18 protein-coding genes are annotated in these 14,644 nt (G+C 67.5%); 5 read left to right on the top strand and 13 right to left on the bottom strand.

Going from position 1 to position 14,644, the window contains the following annotated elements; all coding sequences use genetic code 11:
• Positions 1–13: 13 nt before the first annotated feature.
• From GJG85_RS04045 to GJG85_RS04035, 3 genes are read right to left on the bottom strand one after another with little or no spacing between them, the layout of a single operon-like run.
• Positions 14–1,372, bottom strand: a complete 1,359-nt coding sequence (locus GJG85_RS04045; RefSeq protein ID WP_204383677.1) for an aromatic acid/H+ symport family MFS transporter — start codon at positions 1,370–1,372, stop codon at positions 14–16.
• A complete protein-coding gene (locus GJG85_RS04040) occupies positions 1,369–1,599 on the bottom strand; it encodes a DUF2783 domain-containing protein (protein WP_050011726.1) in 231 nt (76 codons plus the stop codon). Before GJG85_RS04040 ends, GJG85_RS04045 begins: the two co-directional genes overlap by 4 nt.
• 28 nt (positions 1,600–1,627) lie before the next feature.
• Positions 1,628–3,289 (bottom strand): FAD-dependent oxidoreductase, encoded by a 1,662-nt coding sequence (locus GJG85_RS04035; RefSeq protein ID WP_050011727.1) that lies wholly within the window; start codon positions 3,287–3,289, stop codon positions 1,628–1,630.
• Positions 3,290–3,641: 352 nt separating this feature from the next.
• On the opposite strand from GJG85_RS04035, the gene GJG85_RS04030 reads away from it, so the two are divergent.
• Positions 3,642–4,445: an EAL domain-containing protein gene (locus GJG85_RS04030; RefSeq protein WP_069616654.1), complete on the top strand. Its 804-nt coding sequence runs from the start codon at positions 3,642–3,644 to the stop codon at positions 4,443–4,445.
• A 199-nt stretch (positions 4,446–4,644) separates the two neighbouring features.
• Here GJG85_RS04030 and GJG85_RS04025 read toward each other — a convergent pair whose 3' ends face one another.
• On the bottom strand, positions 4,645–5,055 hold the full coding sequence (locus GJG85_RS04025; protein WP_124555676.1) for a GFA family protein: 411 nt from the start codon (positions 5,053–5,055) through the stop codon (positions 4,645–4,647).
• 145 nt (positions 5,056–5,200) lie between these two features.
• Complete coding sequence (locus GJG85_RS04020; RefSeq protein ID WP_050011730.1) at positions 5,201–5,992, bottom strand: IclR family transcriptional regulator; 792 nt, start codon at positions 5,990–5,992, stop codon at positions 5,201–5,203.
• Between the two features lie 176 nt (positions 5,993–6,168).
• Between GJG85_RS04020 and GJG85_RS04015 the strand changes: the two genes are divergently transcribed.
• A complete protein-coding gene (locus GJG85_RS04015) occupies positions 6,169–7,356 on the top strand; it encodes an acyl-CoA dehydrogenase (protein WP_050011731.1) in 1,188 nt (395 codons plus the stop codon).
• A 122-nt stretch (positions 7,357–7,478) separates the two neighbouring features.
• Here GJG85_RS04015 and GJG85_RS04010 read toward each other — a convergent pair whose 3' ends face one another.
• Positions 7,479–8,117, bottom strand: a complete 639-nt coding sequence (locus tag GJG85_RS04010) for a peroxiredoxin (protein WP_006476788.1) — start codon at positions 8,115–8,117, stop codon at positions 7,479–7,481.
• A 317-nt stretch (positions 8,118–8,434) separates the two neighbouring features.
• Between GJG85_RS04010 and GJG85_RS04005 the strand changes: the two genes are divergently transcribed.
• From GJG85_RS04005 to GJG85_RS03995, 3 genes are all read left to right on the top strand, one after another.
• Positions 8,435–8,737: a YqjD family protein gene (locus GJG85_RS04005; protein ID WP_006494044.1), complete on the top strand. Its 303-nt coding sequence runs from the start codon at positions 8,435–8,437 to the stop codon at positions 8,735–8,737.
• Between the two features lie 120 nt (positions 8,738–8,857).
• Positions 8,858–9,247, top strand: a complete 390-nt coding sequence (locus GJG85_RS04000) for a phage holin family protein (RefSeq protein WP_050011732.1) — start codon at positions 8,858–8,860, stop codon at positions 9,245–9,247.
• A 43-nt stretch (positions 9,248–9,290) separates the two neighbouring features.
• Positions 9,291–9,734: a DUF3318 domain-containing protein gene (locus tag GJG85_RS03995; protein ID WP_089488191.1), complete on the top strand. Its 444-nt coding sequence runs from the start codon at positions 9,291–9,293 to the stop codon at positions 9,732–9,734.
• Between the two features lie 52 nt (positions 9,735–9,786).
• On the opposite strand, the gene GJG85_RS03990 is transcribed toward GJG85_RS03995, so the two are convergent.
• The 7 genes from GJG85_RS03990 to glyA form a co-directional block, all read right to left on the bottom strand.
• The gene (locus GJG85_RS03990; RefSeq protein ID WP_089488190.1) at positions 9,787–10,233 is read right to left on the bottom strand and encodes a type IV pilin protein; all 447 of its coding nucleotides are present in this window, start codon (positions 10,231–10,233) and stop codon (positions 9,787–9,789) included.
• Positions 10,230–10,757, bottom strand: coding sequence for a pilus assembly protein (locus tag GJG85_RS03985; protein ID WP_176015610.1), 528 nt, complete (start codon positions 10,755–10,757; stop codon positions 10,230–10,232). Before GJG85_RS03985 ends, GJG85_RS03990 begins: the two co-directional genes overlap by 4 nt.
• A gap of 143 nt (positions 10,758–10,900) precedes the next feature.
• A complete protein-coding gene (locus GJG85_RS03980) occupies positions 10,901–11,734 on the bottom strand; it encodes a PilW family protein (RefSeq protein WP_204383676.1) in 834 nt (277 codons plus the stop codon).
• Positions 11,724–12,125 carry a hypothetical protein gene (locus GJG85_RS03975; protein WP_204383675.1) on the bottom strand — a complete coding sequence of 134 codons (402 nt, stop codon included), beginning with the start codon at positions 12,123–12,125 and terminating at the stop codon, positions 11,724–11,726. Before GJG85_RS03975 ends, GJG85_RS03980 begins: the two co-directional genes overlap by 11 nt.
• Before the next feature lie 5 nt (positions 12,126–12,130).
• Entirely contained in the window at positions 12,131–12,694 is a 564-nt protein-coding gene (locus GJG85_RS03970) for a GspH/FimT family pseudopilin (RefSeq protein ID WP_050011737.1), read from the bottom strand.
• Between the two features lie 153 nt (positions 12,695–12,847).
• The gene (gene nrdR, locus GJG85_RS03965; protein ID WP_050011738.1) at positions 12,848–13,327 is read right to left on the bottom strand and encodes a transcriptional regulator NrdR; all 480 of its coding nucleotides are present in this window, start codon (positions 13,325–13,327) and stop codon (positions 12,848–12,850) included.
• Between the two features lie 6 nt (positions 13,328–13,333).
• Complete coding sequence (gene glyA, locus GJG85_RS03960) at positions 13,334–14,581, bottom strand: serine hydroxymethyltransferase (protein ID WP_050011739.1); 1,248 nt, start codon at positions 14,579–14,581, stop codon at positions 13,334–13,336.
• Positions 14,582–14,644 lie beyond the last annotated feature (63 nt).

The following is a 14,644-nucleotide window of genomic DNA, read 5'->3' as shown; positions in this document are numbered from 1 at the left end:
TTTCCTTTCTCCATCAATTCATCGCGGCGTTCGGCGCCAGCGCGCCGTTGCGCCGCGTCACACCGGCCAGGCTCAGCACGAACAGCGCCGAGCACAGCACCGGCACCGCGGCCGCGTGGAACAGCGCGCCGTTGGACCAGTTGAGCGCAATCAGTTGTCCGCCGACGAGCGGCCCGAGCACCGAGCCGATCCGGCCGATGCCGAGGCTCCAGCCGATGCCCGTCGAGCGCAGCGACGTCGGGTAATACTGGCCCGCGAGCGCGTTCACGGCCGGCTGTCCGCCGACCACGCAGAAGCCGCCCGCGAACACGACCACCAGCAGCCACGGCAACGCATGCGCGACCGAGCCGATCAGTCCCACCGACACGGCCGCGCACGCGAAGCAGGCGAACAGCACGCGCACGAAGCCGTAACGTTCGATGAACCAGCCGAGCGACAGCGTGCCGATCACGCCGCCCGTCTGCAGCACCGTGCCGACGATCACCGCCGTGCCCGGCGAATAGCCGGCTTCGCGCATCACGGTCGGCAGCCAGTTCGACAGGAAGTACAGGTCGATCAGGTTCATGAAGCTGATCGACCACAGCAGCAGCGTGACCGGCAGGCGGCCATGGCGGAACAGCTCGGCCACCGGCGCACCGCTCGCTGCACGTTCACGCACGACGAGCCGCGTATTCGCATCGATGCCGGCTTGCGGCGCGAACCGTGCGAGCCAGTCGCGCGCCTGCGCGACGCGCCCTTTCAGCACCAGGAACTGCAGCGATTCGGGCAGCCGCGCGACCATCGCGATCGTCAGCACGAGCGGCACCGCGCCGCCGACGAAAAACACCGAACGCCAGCCGAGCGCCGGAATCAGCGCCGCGCTGATGAAGCCGCCGATCGCCGCGCCGAGCGTGAAGCCGCACGACACGATCATCATCCGCTTCACGCGATGCGTGGCGGGGCTGAACTCGCCGACCAGCGCCATCGCGTTCGGCATGATGCAGCCGAGGCCGAGGCCCGTGACGAAGCGCAGCGCCATCAGCACGGGGATCGAGCTCGCGAACGGCGTCGCGAGCATCGTCACCGCGAAGAACAGCGTCGAGCCGATCAGCACCGGGCGCCGCCCGATCCGGTCGGCCAGCACCGACAGCCCGAGCGCGCCGAGCAGCATCCCGAACAGGCTCGCGCTGAACACGGGGCCGAGCGCCTGCTTCGGCACGCCCCATTCGGCGATCACGCTCGGCGCGACGTAGCCCATCGCCTGCGCATCGAAACCGTCGATCACGAGGCACAGCCCGCACAGCGCGAGCAGCATCGCGTGAAAGCCCGGGCGATGGGTCTCGTCGATCACGCGCTCGACTTCGAGCACGCGCGTATCGGCCGCCGCGCTCATTGCTCGACCTCGGCGGCCGGATGCACGGGCGGCGTCACGCCCTGGCGCGCGAGCGCCATCGCTTCGCGCAGCACGTCGGCGTCGCCGACCTGGTTCGCGAGCAGCAGGATCAGCTTCGCGTTGACGAGCTGGCTGTCGGCATCCGACAGGTCGCGATGCATGTCGATCAGCGCTTCGTAGAACGCGTCGGGGTCGGCCAGGCGCGGGCGGGTGTCGAGTGGGGGCATGACGGTGTCTCCGGTGTCTTTATCGTATTCAGCATGCGCAGGTCGCGCGCGCCAGTGCGTCGGCGATCGCCTGACGGTCGAGCGTGCGCGTGCGTGCGCACACGTGCTGGTCGGGACGCAGCAGGTAGAACGTGCCGGGCTGCGCGTCGTAGCGCCGCGCGGCGAGGCCGTCGACGTCCTCCACGACGTCGATGCCGGCCACCGGCTGCGCGTGCCCGGCCGGCACGACGAGGACCGGCCGCACCGGCAGCGCGAGGCCGTCGACGGCCTGCGCGAGCGCGGCCGCGTCGCCCGGCAAGCCGAACAGCACGCCGGTAAAGCCACCGCACAGATGCTGCAGCAGCCAGCCCGGCGCACCCTGCACGCGCACCGGCGCATCGGCCGCCGCCGCGCCCGGCCGCATCGCGCCTGCAAACGTGTCGCCGTTGCGGTCCGGCGTGTTGAGCGGCGAATCGGCCAGCACGGCCGGCACCGACAGGCGCCCGCTGTTCACCAGCTTGCGCGCGAACTCGCAGTCGCGCGCAAGCTTCAGCGTCGCATCGCGGAACACGCGCGACACCGTGCTCTTCGGCGTGATGAAGTCGGTCGAGCGCGTCGAGTTGCGGATGTTCTCGTCGGCCGCGAACTCGCGCTCGCTTGCATAGGTGTCGAGCAGGCGATCGTGTGCACGGCCGTCGAGCACCAGCTTCAGCTTCCACGCGAGGTTGTCCGCATCCTGCACGCCGCTGTTCGCGCCGCGCGCGCCGAACGGCGACACGCCGTGCGCGGAATCGCCCGCGAACAGCACGCGGCCGTGGCGGAACGTGTCCATCCGCTGGCAGCGGAACGTGTAGACGCTCACCCACTCGAGCTCGAACTCGACATCCGGGCCGAGCAGCGCCCGCACGCGCGGAATCACGCGCTCCGGCTGCTTCTCGGCGACCGGATCGGCATCCCAGCCGAGCTGGAAGTCGATGCGCCACACGTTGTCCGGCTGGCGATGCAGCAGCACCGACTGGTTGCGGTGAAACGGCGGATCGAACCAGAACCATCGCTCGGTCGGAAACTCCGCCTTCATCTTCACGTCGGCGATCAGGAAGCGGTCCTTGAACGTGCGGCCGCGGCTTTCCAGGCCCATCATCGTGCGCATCGGGCTGCGCGAGCCGTCGGCCGCGATCACGTACTGCGCGCGCAGCGTCGCGACGCCGTCCGGCGTCTCGATCGTCAGCACCGCGTGTTCGGCCGACTGGTCGACGCCCGTCACCTTGTGCTTCCAGCGGATGTCGATGTTCGGCAGTTCGAACGCGCGATCGGCCAGATAGCCTTCGACGTAGTACTGCTGCAGGTTGATGAACGCCGGGCGCGCATGCCCTTCCTCGGGCAGCAGGTCGAACGCGTAAAGCTGCTCGTCCTGCAGGAACACCTTGCCGACGTGCCAGCTCACGCCCTTGTCGACGAAGCGCTCGCCGCAGCCGAGCCGGTCGAAGATCTCGAGCGTGCGCTTCGCGAAGCAGATCGCGCGCGAGCCGGTCGACAGCGTGTCGTCGTCGTCGAGCAGCACGACCGGCACGCCGTGCTGAGCGAGATCGATCGCGGCCGCGAGGCCCACCGGGCCCGCGCCGACGACGATCACCGGGTGGACGGCCGCGTCGTGCACGCGGGCGCGGTACTCGAATTTCAGCGTCTGGTAATCGATGCTCATGGTCGCCATCCGCGCGTCAACCGCGCCGTGCGCGCACCGCCGCGCCCGTCGTCCCGTCCGTCTGCCGCCGGCGCGTGCGCCCGCCTGTCCTGTCAACCGCCACGTCTCGCTCCTTGCTCCTGTTGATTCTTGAACGGCGCCGTTTCTCGGCGCCTGCCTGCCGCGTTTCTTGATCGGCGACAAATCCTGGATTTACGAATAGTAAAACCAATTACGAATAGTGAAATCAACGTAAACCCTGATCGCGCGCTCGGGAACGGGATAACCATATGAGTGAAACGGCAAGCCGAGCGCGGCGCGCACTGCTAATATCAAGTCAACGAGGCGGCCCTTTCGGCCGCCATTTTTCCTTTTCACGCCGATGATTCCGCCTACCATCCCCGAGCTGGTCACCCGTGCCGGGCAACTGCCGTATCTGCGGGAGCACCTCGCGCTTGCAGAAGGCGGGACCGCGTGCGCGAACCTGCCCGAGCGCACGCTCGCCAGCGCGTACGAGCCGATCTACGACGTGACGATGCCCGGCTCGCCGCAATCGACGTCGTTCGCCGACGCGATCGAGCGCTACGGCGACGAGCTCGGCTTTCAGGCCGTCACGCTCGTCACCGGCGCGCAGCACGATCCGGTCGACGCGGCCGTCGACGACCAGACGCTGGTCGCGATCGACCGCCTGTCGCGCGCGCTGCACGCGATCAATTTCTTCGGCGCGCAGCGCCACGGGCTGCTGTTCCTGCGCGTGCACGAGCGGCTGCTCAAGAGCGTGAAGTACGACCACGGCAAGCATTTCTCGTCGGTGCTGCAGCGCTTCGGGCTGCCGACCGAGCGGATCGTGATCGAGCTGCCGGCGGTCGCGGTCGCCCACAAGACGTTCCTCGGCTACCTGACGCGCAGCTACCAGCATCACGGTTTCAAGGTCGCGGACAAGCTGCCCGACCCCGGCCGCATCCTCGCGGTCGAATCGGATATGGCGCGCCCCGACTACATCAAGATGGATGCGGGCATCGCATTGCGCGACGGGATGGTCAAGGCGCTCGTCGCCTATGCGCAGCGCGTGCGGATTCCGCTGATCTTCGACGGCGTCGTCGACGAGACGCAGTGCGAGCTGCTGCGCCAGCACGACGTGCGGTTCATGCAGGGGCCGGTGTTCGCGAAGGTCGTGACGGTCTGAGGGATCGGCGGGGAAGGCGCCCGGGAGCGGCACGCCGGATGGCGGACTCCGGTGTCGTGTTGCTCAGGGAACCGGGTTTCAGCACGTAACGTGGCGCGGCGGCCGGTTCCTTGTTTGTTTGTTTGTTTGTTCGTTCGTTCGTTCGTTCACGCAGAAAGGTCGAAGGCGCTTGTGCGCGCGCTCGACACCGATGTGCGGCCTATTCTCTACCACCGTCGTCGTACTTCGGTAGATCGTCGTCGATCTCGATGCCCGGGAAACGGTCGCCGTACCAGACGTGCCACGCCGGACGCAGCCGCGACGGCTCGTCGAGCGTCGCGTAATTGATCTCGACCGTCCGCGGCGCGTCGGCGCGCCGGTATTCGAGCTGCGCGCCGCAACGGCCGCAGAAGCGCCGCTCGCCCCATGCGCTCGACGCGTAGACGGCCGGTTCGCCCTGCAGGTATTCGAATGCGTCGATCGGCACCGATGCCGATGCGACGACCGCCGCGCCGGTCGTGCGCTGGCAGAGCCGGCAGTGGCAAAAGCCGGCATCGGTCGGAACGTCGGCGATACGGTAGCGGATCGCGCCGCACGCGCATCCGCCTTCCATCGGTTCGGGGTGCGCCATGGCAGGCCTCGTCGTCGGGAAGCAGGCGAACGATGATGAGCGCGGTTCGCCCGTCACGCAATACGCGACGGCAACGCGTCCGCTCCCCGCACTCGCCGCGAACAAACCGGTTGGCGCGCGACGGCAACACCCGCGCGATGGTTGCTCAGACCGTCTGCCCGAGCCGCTGCGCGAGCGCCTTCAGTCGCGGCCCGACCTGCATGCGAAACACGTCCTCGTCCATCGACGATGCGGGGCCGCTGCAGCTCAGGATCAGCCAGCGCCCCTCGCGCGGCTCGCGAAATGGGACGGCCGCCGCGTTCACGTCCGTATGCCACGCGCGGAACGAATAGCAGCATCCGCCTTCGGAGAACTCGGCCACCGCGTGCTGCGCGGCCACGACGAGTGCATCGGCGTCGGCCGCGCCGCCGGCCGCGCGATGCAGTTCGGCATAGAGCGCGCGGCGCACGTCCTCCGGCTGCACGGCCAGGTATGCGCGCCCCATCGAGCTCGTCAGCATCGACAGCCGCGAGCCGGGCGCGAGCCCGAGCGTCAGCGCGGTCTCGCTGCGGATCGTCTCCAGATAGATCATGTCGAGCCCGTCGCGGCAGCCGAGCGACACGGCCGCGCCGATTTCGCGCGCGAGCGCCTGCATGTGCGGCCGCGCGAGATCGATCGTCCCCGAGCCCGACAGCAGCGCGTAGCCGAGCGACAACACGCCGGCGTCCAGCGCATACTTTCCGAGCGTCTCGTCGTAGCGCAGATAGCCGAGCACGGTCAGCGTATAGGCGAGCCGGTTCACCGTCGCCTTCGGCAGGCCCGTGCGTTCCGCGAAATCGCGGTTGCCCAGCATCGTCTCGCCGGGCCGGAAGGCGCGCAGCAGGTCGAGCCCGCGCGCGAGCGCGACGACGAACTTGCGCTCGTCGATGGGGGTGTCGTCGATGGTTGAAAGTGTCATCCGGTGCTACACTGAGGTCGATTTGCAAAACATTGTTCCGCACAGCGGAACGCAAGTCAAGCGAACTTCAGGTATCAGCCCGGAGCAAGCGCCGAAGCGCCAACTCGGGCCGACCGCAAAGCATGGGGCCCGAGTAAGCGCTGAAGCGCTAACTCGGGCCGACAGGAGATGAGACGATGAGTGCTGCAACTTTTCATTGGGACGATCCGCTGCTGCTCGACCAGCAACTGACCGAAGAAGAGCGGATGGTCCGCGATGCCGCGCAAGCGTACGCACAGGACAAGCTCGCGCCGCGCGTCACCGAAGCGTTCCGCCACGAACGCACCGACGCGGCCATCTTTCGCGAAATGGGCGAGGTCGGCCTGCTCGGCCCGACGATTCCCGAGGAATACGGCGGCCCCGGCCTCAACTACGTGAGCTACGGGCTGATCGCGCGCGAAGTCGAGCGCGTCGATTCGGGCTACCGGTCGATGATGTCGGTACAGTCGTCGCTCGTGATGGTGCCGATCTTCGAATTCGGCTCCGACGCGCAGAAGCAGAAATACCTGCCGAAGCTCGCGACCGGCGAATGGATCGGCTGCTTCGGCCTGACCGAGCCGAACCATGGCTCCGATCCGGGCAGCATGGTCACGCGCGCGAAGAAGGTGCCGGGCGGCTACTCGCTGTCCGGCGCGAAGATGTGGATCACCAACTCGCCGATCGCCGACGTGTTCGTCGTGTGGGCGAAGCTGGAAGAGAACGGCAAGGACGCGATCCGCGGCTTCATCCTGGAGAAGGGCTGGAAGGGCCTGTCGGCGCCGGCGATCCACGGCAAGGTCGGGCTGCGCGCGTCGATCACCGGCGAGATCGTCCTCGACGAGGTGTTCGTGCCCGAAGAGAACCTGATGCCGAACGTGAGCGGCCTGCGCGGCCCGTTCACCTGCCTGAACTCGGCGCGCTACGGGATCGCATGGGGTGCGCTCGGCGCGGCCGAGTCCTGCTGGCACACCGCGCGCCAGTACGTGCTCGACCGCCAGCAGTTCGGCCGGCCGCTCGCCGCGAACCAGTTGATCCAGAAGAAGCTCGCCGACATGCAGACCGAAATCACGCTCGGCCTGCAAGGCGTGCTGCGCCTCGGCCGGATGAAGGACGAAGGCACGGCGGCCGTCGAGATCACGTCGATCATGAAGCGCAATTCATGCGGCAAGGCGCTCGACATCGCGCGGCTCGCGCGCGACATGCTCGGCGGCAACGGCATCTCCGACGAATTCGGCGTCGCGCGCCATCTCGTGAACCTCGAAGTGGTCAACACGTACGAAGGCACGCACGATATCCACGCGCTGATCCTCGGCCGCGCGCAGACGGGCATCCAGGCATTCTTCTGACGATCCGGCCATCACGCGGACGGCGGCGATGCCGCGCACGCGCCGCCAGGTAAAAGGCCCGCCCGGCATCGCTGCCGGGCGGGCCTTATGTCATCGGAGCCGCGGCTCCGGGCCGCCGATGCTTACTTGTTCGGCTGCGGCGTCAGGCGCAGATACGGACGCACCGCGTTGAAGCCCTTCGGGAAGCGTTTCTTCAGCTCTTCAGGATCCTGCAGCGACGGCACGATCACGACGTCATCGCCATCCTTCCAGTTGCCGGGCGTCGCGACCTTGTAATTGTCGGTCAGTTGCAGCGAATCGATCACGCGCAGCACTTCGTCGAAGTTGCGCCCCGTGCTGGCCGGATAGGTGATCGTGAGCCGCACCTTCTTGTTCGGGTCGATCACGAACAGCGAACGCACCGTCAGCGTTTCGTTCGCGTTCGGGTGAATCATGTCGTACAGCTGCGACACCTTGCGGTCCGCGTCGGCGATGATCGGGAAGCCCACGACCGTCGACTGCGTTTCGTTGATGTCGTTGATCCAGCCCTTGTGCGATTCGACGCCGTCGACCGACAGCGCGATCACCTTCACGTTGCGTTTCTCGAATTCGCCCTTCAGCTTCGAGGTCAGCCCGAGTTCGGTCGTGCACACCGGCGTGTAGTCGGCCGGATGGGAGAACAGCACGCCCCAGCTGTTGCCGAGCCACTCGTGAAACTTGATGGTGCCCAGGCTCGATTCCTGCTCGAAATCCGGTGCGATGTCACCAAGACGCAGACTCATGATGTTCCCTCCTCGAACGATGCTGGTTGAAACCGCGCGCCGGACAGCGCGGGGCAGTCCATCAGCTTACGGGAAGCCATGGGTCGTGCGAACGAATATTCCGTTTGATATTCATACTTTTTTGTCATTTTTACCCGGCGTCGTGGCAGGACGGTGGGCGGCAAGGGAAACTTTTCAATCCTTTGTCGCTCTGTTCATGATTACAAGTCGTTTACCATGCAGTCTTGCGCGGCCGCCGTGTGTCTTCCCGGCTCGCCAGCAGGCAGGGGTTTCGCTACGATGTGAACCTGCAGCATGACAGCACGAAGGGAGTTGCAATGTCGGAAATCAACAAGGAGAAACTGATGTCGGATATCAAAACCGTTCTCTCGGACGCCGAAGACCTGCTCAAGCAAGCAGCGAGCAGCACGGGCGACCGTGCGGCCGAGCTGCGCGAGAAGGCCATGTCTCGCCTGAAGCAGGCCAAGGAAAAGGCTGCCGACGTCCAGGTCGTGGTGGTCGAGAAAGGCAAGAAGGCCGCGCGCGCGACCGACGACTACGTGCACGAGCATCCGTGGACGTCGATCGGCGTGGCCGCCGGCGTCGGCGTGCTGATCGGCTTGCTGATCAACCGCAAGTAACGCGCTCTGCGCCGTTTCGTCCCGCGGGCCGCGTCGCGCGGCCCGCGGGCGTCGAAGCCAGCCGGCCTGCGCCGGCCGGCTTGGTCCTAGCTGCTTAGTGCACGCGCAAGCCTCTCATCCATGACGACAGACACCTCCTCGCAGCCGTCCGGTCAAGGACCGCTGCGCCGCCTCGTCGGCTCCGCGATCGGCCTTCTGCAGACGCGCCTCGAACTGGTGGGCATCGAGCTTGCCGAGGAGAAGGAGCGCCTGATGGGCGTGCTGTTCCTCGGCCTCGCCGCGATGATGCTCGCGACGATGGCGCTCATCAGCCTGACCGTGTTGATCGCGATCGCGTTCTGGGATACCTACCGCTGGCAGGCGCTCGCCGCGATCACCGCGCTGTATGCCATTGGCGGCATCGCATGCGCGCTGAAGGCGCGCTCGGGCCTGCGCGACGCGCCGACCGTATTCGAGGCGACGCTCGCCGAGCTCGAGAAAGACCGCGACCTGTTCCGCGGCAAGCCGTGAGCGCCCTCGCGCTCGTCCCTTCCACCTACTTCGCCGACGCGCCATGAGCCAGAACATCACGGGCAATCCCTCCCGCTCCCCTTCGTCGCGATCGAACTGGAGCGCGTCGCAGCACCGCGCGCTCCGCAAGGAATTGCTGATCCTGCGATCCGAAGTCGAGCGGCTCGAATTTGCGGAGGCCGCCGCCGAAATGCGCCACGCCGTCACGCGCTTCAGCTGGCTCAAGGTGTTCATCCCCGGGTTGTCGACCAGCAGGTTCGGCCAGTCGGCCAAGAACCTGAACGCAAGCCTAGGCCAGCTCGTCAACCAGTATCCGATGCTGAGTTCGCTCGCATCGCTCGTGCTGGCGAAACCCGTTCGCTCGCTGCTGCGCGCGAGCACGGGCCCCGCGTTGAAGTGGGGCACGCTCGGCTTCGCCGCATGGGAGGTCTACCGGATCTGGAAGCAGTCCCGCGACGAGCGCGGGCTCGACCCACGCGACGACTGACCGTCGGCATCCCGCGCGCGGCCATGCGCCGCTGCGCACCCTCCTGGCGAACTCAGCGCAGGCCCCAGCAGACAGCGCCCGGTTCGTCGACACCTTCGCTTCCTGCATTGCCTTTCGTCCCGTCCGAGCGCAGCGTGAACGTGCCGCATGCATCGTCGCGCATCGGCCCGGTGTCGAGCGGCGTCGCCGCCAGTTCGTAGCTCACCGGCGAGTCGTCGCCATCCGGCCGCCCGAGCGTCAATCGATACACGGCATGCCCGTCCGGCGGCGCCTGCGCGAGCGCGTCCGGCAACGCCGCGGGCGGCGCGCCGTCCAGCGTTTCAAGATATTGGGCCGCACGGTACAGCGCGGACACCGCCGTCGCGCGGTGAACCCGCACGACATGCTCGCGATACGACGGGATACCCCACCCGGCCAGCACCGCGACGATCGCGAGCACGATCATCAGCTCGATCAGCGTGAAGCCGGCCGCTCGGCACAGCGGCAGGCGGCCGTTCATCGAAGCACCGCCGCGACACGACGCCAGCGCAGCACGACGACGTGGCCGTCGCGTATCGCGACCTGGTGTTGCAGCCACACGGCGCTCGACGCGTGCGCGCCGACGCCACGCGCGGTGACAAGGTAAGCGCGGTCGCCGGCCTGCGCTGACGGACGCCGCCACGCCTCGATCAGGCATCGCGGCGGTTGCGCGGCCATCGGCCATTCGGCGAAAGGCGCGAACGCTTCGGCAGCCGCCAGCGGCGGCATGCGCCGCCAGGCGTCGGGCTCCGCATGCGAGTCGCTTTCGTTCACGTACGGTGCCGAGCTGCGCAACAATCGCGCGGTGCACGCGGCCAGCGCGGCATCGGCCGCGTGGAATGCGATCAGCCGATCCGACAACGCACGGGTGCGGCGCGACTCCGTCAATGCGGCGTCGAACCATGTGCCGGTCAGTGCCGCGACTGCTGCGCCGACCGCGATCACCGCGGGCAATGCAAGGCCTGCATCGCGACGCCACGCGCGGCGAGCGGGCCGGAAACGCATATGGGGCTCGCGCGGGGTCATCGCCTGAACGCCGACGCATGCGGCCTGCTGCGGGTCGCCTCCGCTCGCGACGGTGCGCTCGGGCGCGTGGCCTCTCTCGATGCATCGCGAGATGTCGTCCCGCACGCACTGTGCTGCGCCGCTCATCGCGCCACCTCGCTTGCTCGGGTTGCATCATGTAACGCAGCGTCGGGTGCGAGCGCGACGTTCCGCAACGCGACGATGCGATCGAGCGTCAAACGTGCGCGGCCGTCCGATGCAACGGCGGCGCGGCCGTCGCAGTCGATATGCGGCGTCGGTTCGCGCATCGGCTCGCCGCGCGCCCGCACGCAGACATGCACGGCCACGACCTCGCGCCAGTCGTCCGCACGCATCGCATCGGCGTCGACGAACTGCGTGGCGCCGCGACGCAAATAGCGCAGGCGCAACTGATCGATTCCCGCCGCGACAGGCTGCGGCGTGCCCGGACGGCCGCTTCCTTCGCAATACAGTTCGGGCTCGCCCGTCGACGGGCTGACATGCGCATCGAAGCGATTCTCCACCGGCGCAGCTTCGCCCGGCTCGCCGACACCCTGCCCGAGGCAATCCGACGTCTGGTCGTTCACCGTCGTCCACGTCGATACCGCATCGCCGACATACCGGACCAGCAACGCGTCCGACGACAGGCGCACGGGCTCGCAGCGCACCTGTGCGCCGCTACCCCGCACGCGCGCCGCCGAACACCCGAACACCGGCGGCAACGACGATGGCGCTTGTGCATCGAGCGGCAGGAATCCTGCCATCTGGATCTGTTGACCGATCAGCATCAGCGCGGTCGCTGCCGCGTCGCGCATCCTGAACCCGTCTTCCGCGCGCCGCTGCGCAATGCGCTGCGCGTGGTACAGCGCACCGGCCGCCGCGAGCACGAGGAGCCCGACGGTCATCGCGATCAGCACTTCGAGCAGCGTATGGCCACGCGTACGGCGATCAGCGTTCATCGCCCGCCCGCTCGCGAAATGGAATGCGGACACACGACGGCGGCCGCGTCGACATTCCCGCGCCATCGCAGCGCGCCGACGCGCGTCCATCGCCGCCCCGCCACCAGACAACCGCGTAGCGCACACCGCCCGGCCCGCCGTCGAGCATCATCGCGCCGCCCGGCAACGAGGCGGCCGCGAGCGCCGCGAGACCGTCGCCGGCCGCCGCGGGAGCATGCAGACGCTCGATACGCGCATCGGCCAGCCACAGCGCGCGTTCGCGCCAGATCGTCGCGCGCTGCGCACGCGCCATCGCGAGCTGGCTGCCGGCCACTGCGAGCATCACGGTGGCGAGCAGCGCGATGGCCAGCGTCGCCTCGATCAACGACGTCCCGCGCATGGCATTGCGCATCGCGATCACGCCGCGTCGCAGCGGCCGGCGACCAGCCGCGCGCGACCGCCTGCCGCAATCCGCACGCAACGCGACGCGCGCGCGTCGTCGGCGCCGGACACGCTGCGCCGTGGACGCACCTCGAAACGCCGGATGCCGCCGATCGACTGACCGACCGGCGGCGCAAATGCGAGCTCATGCGCGGCGCCCGCGACGGCCACTTCGGCATCGCGCGGGTAGCGTCGCAGCACACGCGACTGCCCGTCGACTTGCCCGCTGACGATCCAGTCGCACGACCATTCGGCCGGATCGCATTGCTCACCGGCACGCAGACAGGCGCCGTTGCGCCCGGCGCGGCACAGCGTGACGCGCGCGCCGAGACGCGTTGCCTCGGCACGCGCAAACGACAGCGCACCGAGCAGCGCGCGCGAACGGGCATCCACGCGTTCGCGCATGCGCCACTGGTCGAACGTGGGCACCGCATAGAGCGCGAGCCCCGCTGCCAGCGACATGGCGACCATCAGCTCGACGAGCGTGAATCCGCCCGACCGTTGCACCACATTCTTAAAGGGTTGAGCGCCCGGTTCCATCGCAATCGTCCTCCGCCACGGTGATGCGACGACTGTAGCGGCGCGTGCGGATGTGCGCCATTGGCCGAACGGCCGACTGGCGACATGCGATCGCAACCGACACAATCGGCGCAAATCGAACCAATGGAGCAGACGATGAACGAACGCAGCGCGTCAGCGCTTACGTGGGGTCTTGGCGGGAGAGGCGCGACGGAACTCTTCGATCACGTCGGCAAATTCGGAAACGTCCTCGAACTGGCGATACACCGATGCGAAGCGCACATAGGCGATCGTATCGAGGCCGCGCAACTCGTTCATCACGAGTTCGCCCAGCTTCTCGCTACGCACTTCGCGCTCGCCAGTCGCGAGCAGTTGATACTCGATGCGGGCGACCGCCGCGTCGATCGCGTCGGCGGCAACCGGCCGCTTGCGCAGCGCGAGTTGCATGCTGGCGACGATCTTGCGACGGTCGAATTCCGTGCGGCTGCCGTCCTTCTTCACGACGAACGGCAGGGACAACTCGACCCGCTCGTACGTCGTGAAACGCTTGTCGCAAGCCGAGCAGCGCCGGCGCCGCCGAATCGCGGCGCCATCTTCGGACACGCGCGAGTCCACGACCTGCGTGTCGTCATGCCGGCAGAACGGGCAGCGCATCGGCGATCAGCGATAGACCGGGAAACGCTTGGTCAGCTCGGCGACCTGCGCGCGCACGCGTTCGATCGTCGCTGCGTCTTCCGGATTCTCGAGCACGTCGGCGATCAGGTTACCCACCTGCTCGGCTTCCGCCGGCCCGAAACCGCGCGTCGTCATCGCCGGCGAACCCAGGCGCACGCCGCTCGTCACGAACGGCTTTTCCGGGTCGTTCGGGATCGCGTTCTTGTTCACCGTGATGTGCGCCGCGCCGAGCGCCGCTTCCGCTGCCTTGCCCGTGATGTGCTTCGCGCGCAGGTCGACCAGCATCACGTGGCTTTCCGTGCGGCCCGACACGATCCGCAGCCCGCGCTTGACCAGCGTTTCGGCCAGCACGCGTGCATTCTCGACCACCTTCTGCTGATATTCCTTGAACTCGGGCGACAGCGCTTCCTTGAACGCCACGGCCTTCGCCGCGATCACGTGCATCAGCGGGCCGCCCTGGATCCCCGGGAAGATCGCCGAGTTGATCGGCTTCTCGTACTCGGCCTTCATCAGGATCACGCCGCCGCGCGGGCCGCGCAGGCTCTTGTGCGTCGTCGTCGTCACGAAATCCGCGTGCGGCACCGGGTTCGGATACACGCCCGCCGCGATCAGGCCCGCGTAGTGCGCCATGTCGACCATCAGGTATGCGCCGACCGACTTCGCGATCTTCGCCAGACGCTCGAAATCGATCTTCAGCGCGAACGCCGACGCGCCCGCGACGATCAGCTTCGGCTTGTGTTCCTGCGCGAGTTGCTCGGCCGCTTCGTAGTCGATGTCTTCGTTTTCGTTCAGGCCGTAGCTCACCACGTTGAACCACTTGCCCGACATGTTCACCGGCGAGCCGTGCGTCAGGTGGCCGCCATGCGCGAGGCTCATGCCCATGATCGTGTCGCCCGGCTTGAGCATCGCGAAGAACACGCCCTGGTTCGCCTGCGAACCCGAGTTCGGCTGCACGTTCGCGGCTTCCGCGCCGAACAGTTGCTTCACACGGTCGATCGCCAGCTGCTCGACCACGTCGACGTACTCGCAGCCGCCGTAGTAGCGCTTGCCCGGATACCCTTCCGCGTACTTGTTCGTGAGCTGCGAGCCTTGTGCGGCCATCACGGCCGGGCTCGTGTAGTTTTCCGACGCGATCAGTTCGATGTGATCTTCCTGGCGGCGGTTTTCCTGCTCGATCGCCGCAAAGATTTCGGGATCGACGTTCGCAATGGTGCTTTGGGCTCTGTCAAACATACGGTTTCCGTTAAGTGTGTACAGGTTGACCGGAGCGGCCGAGTACGGTGCGCTGCTGGCGAG

This window comes from Burkholderia sp. MS389 (genome assembly GCF_016899425.1).
GTDB lineage: Bacteria > Pseudomonadota > Gammaproteobacteria > Burkholderiales > Burkholderiaceae > Burkholderia > Burkholderia sola.
The sequence above is the reverse complement of the archived record's forward strand: the minus strand, read 5'-3'. Positions and strand labels throughout refer to the sequence as shown.

Bases quoted from the DNA above. Each gene is read 5' to 3' on its own strand.
- GJG85_RS04045 (WP_204383677.1), bottom strand. From the start codon at position 1,372: ATGAGCGCGGCGGCCGATACGCGCGTGCTCGAAGTCGAGCGCGTGATC.
- GJG85_RS04040 (WP_050011726.1), bottom strand. From the start codon at position 1,599: ATGCCCCCACTCGACACCCGCCCGCGCCTGGCCGACCCCGACGCGTTC.
- GJG85_RS04035 (WP_050011727.1), bottom strand. From the start codon at position 3,289: ATGGCGACCATGAGCATCGATTACCAGACGCTGAAATTCGAGTACCGC.
- GJG85_RS04030 (WP_069616654.1), top strand. From the start codon at position 3,642: ATGATTCCGCCTACCATCCCCGAGCTGGTCACCCGTGCCGGGCAACTG.
- GJG85_RS04025 (WP_124555676.1), bottom strand. From the start codon at position 5,055: ATGGCGCACCCCGAACCGATGGAAGGCGGATGCGCGTGCGGCGCGATC.
- GJG85_RS04020 (WP_050011730.1), bottom strand. From the start codon at position 5,992: ATGACACTTTCAACCATCGACGACACCCCCATCGACGAGCGCAAGTTC.
- GJG85_RS04015 (WP_050011731.1), top strand. From the start codon at position 6,169: ATGAGTGCTGCAACTTTTCATTGGGACGATCCGCTGCTGCTCGACCAG.
- GJG85_RS04010 (WP_006476788.1), bottom strand. From the start codon at position 8,117: ATGAGTCTGCGTCTTGGTGACATCGCACCGGATTTCGAGCAGGAATCG.
- GJG85_RS04005 (WP_006494044.1), top strand. From the start codon at position 8,435: ATGTCGGAAATCAACAAGGAGAAACTGATGTCGGATATCAAAACCGTT.
- GJG85_RS04000 (WP_050011732.1), top strand. From the start codon at position 8,858: ATGACGACAGACACCTCCTCGCAGCCGTCCGGTCAAGGACCGCTGCGC.
- GJG85_RS03995 (WP_089488191.1), top strand. From the start codon at position 9,291: ATGAGCCAGAACATCACGGGCAATCCCTCCCGCTCCCCTTCGTCGCGA.
- GJG85_RS03990 (WP_089488190.1), bottom strand. From the start codon at position 10,233: ATGAACGGCCGCCTGCCGCTGTGCCGAGCGGCCGGCTTCACGCTGATC.
- GJG85_RS03985 (WP_176015610.1), bottom strand. From the start codon at position 10,757: ATGCGTTTCCGGCCCGCTCGCCGCGCGTGGCGTCGCGATGCAGGCCTT.
- GJG85_RS03980 (WP_204383676.1), bottom strand. From the start codon at position 11,734: ATGAACGCTGATCGCCGTACGCGTGGCCATACGCTGCTCGAAGTGCTG.
- GJG85_RS03975 (WP_204383675.1), bottom strand. From the start codon at position 12,125: ATGCGCAATGCCATGCGCGGGACGTCGTTGATCGAGGCGACGCTGGCC.
- GJG85_RS03970 (WP_050011737.1), bottom strand. From the start codon at position 12,694: ATGGAACCGGGCGCTCAACCCTTTAAGAATGTGGTGCAACGGTCGGGC.
- nrdR (WP_050011738.1), bottom strand. From the start codon at position 13,327: ATGCGCTGCCCGTTCTGCCGGCATGACGACACGCAGGTCGTGGACTCG.
- glyA (WP_050011739.1), bottom strand. From the start codon at position 14,581: ATGTTTGACAGAGCCCAAAGCACCATTGCGAACGTCGATCCCGAAATC.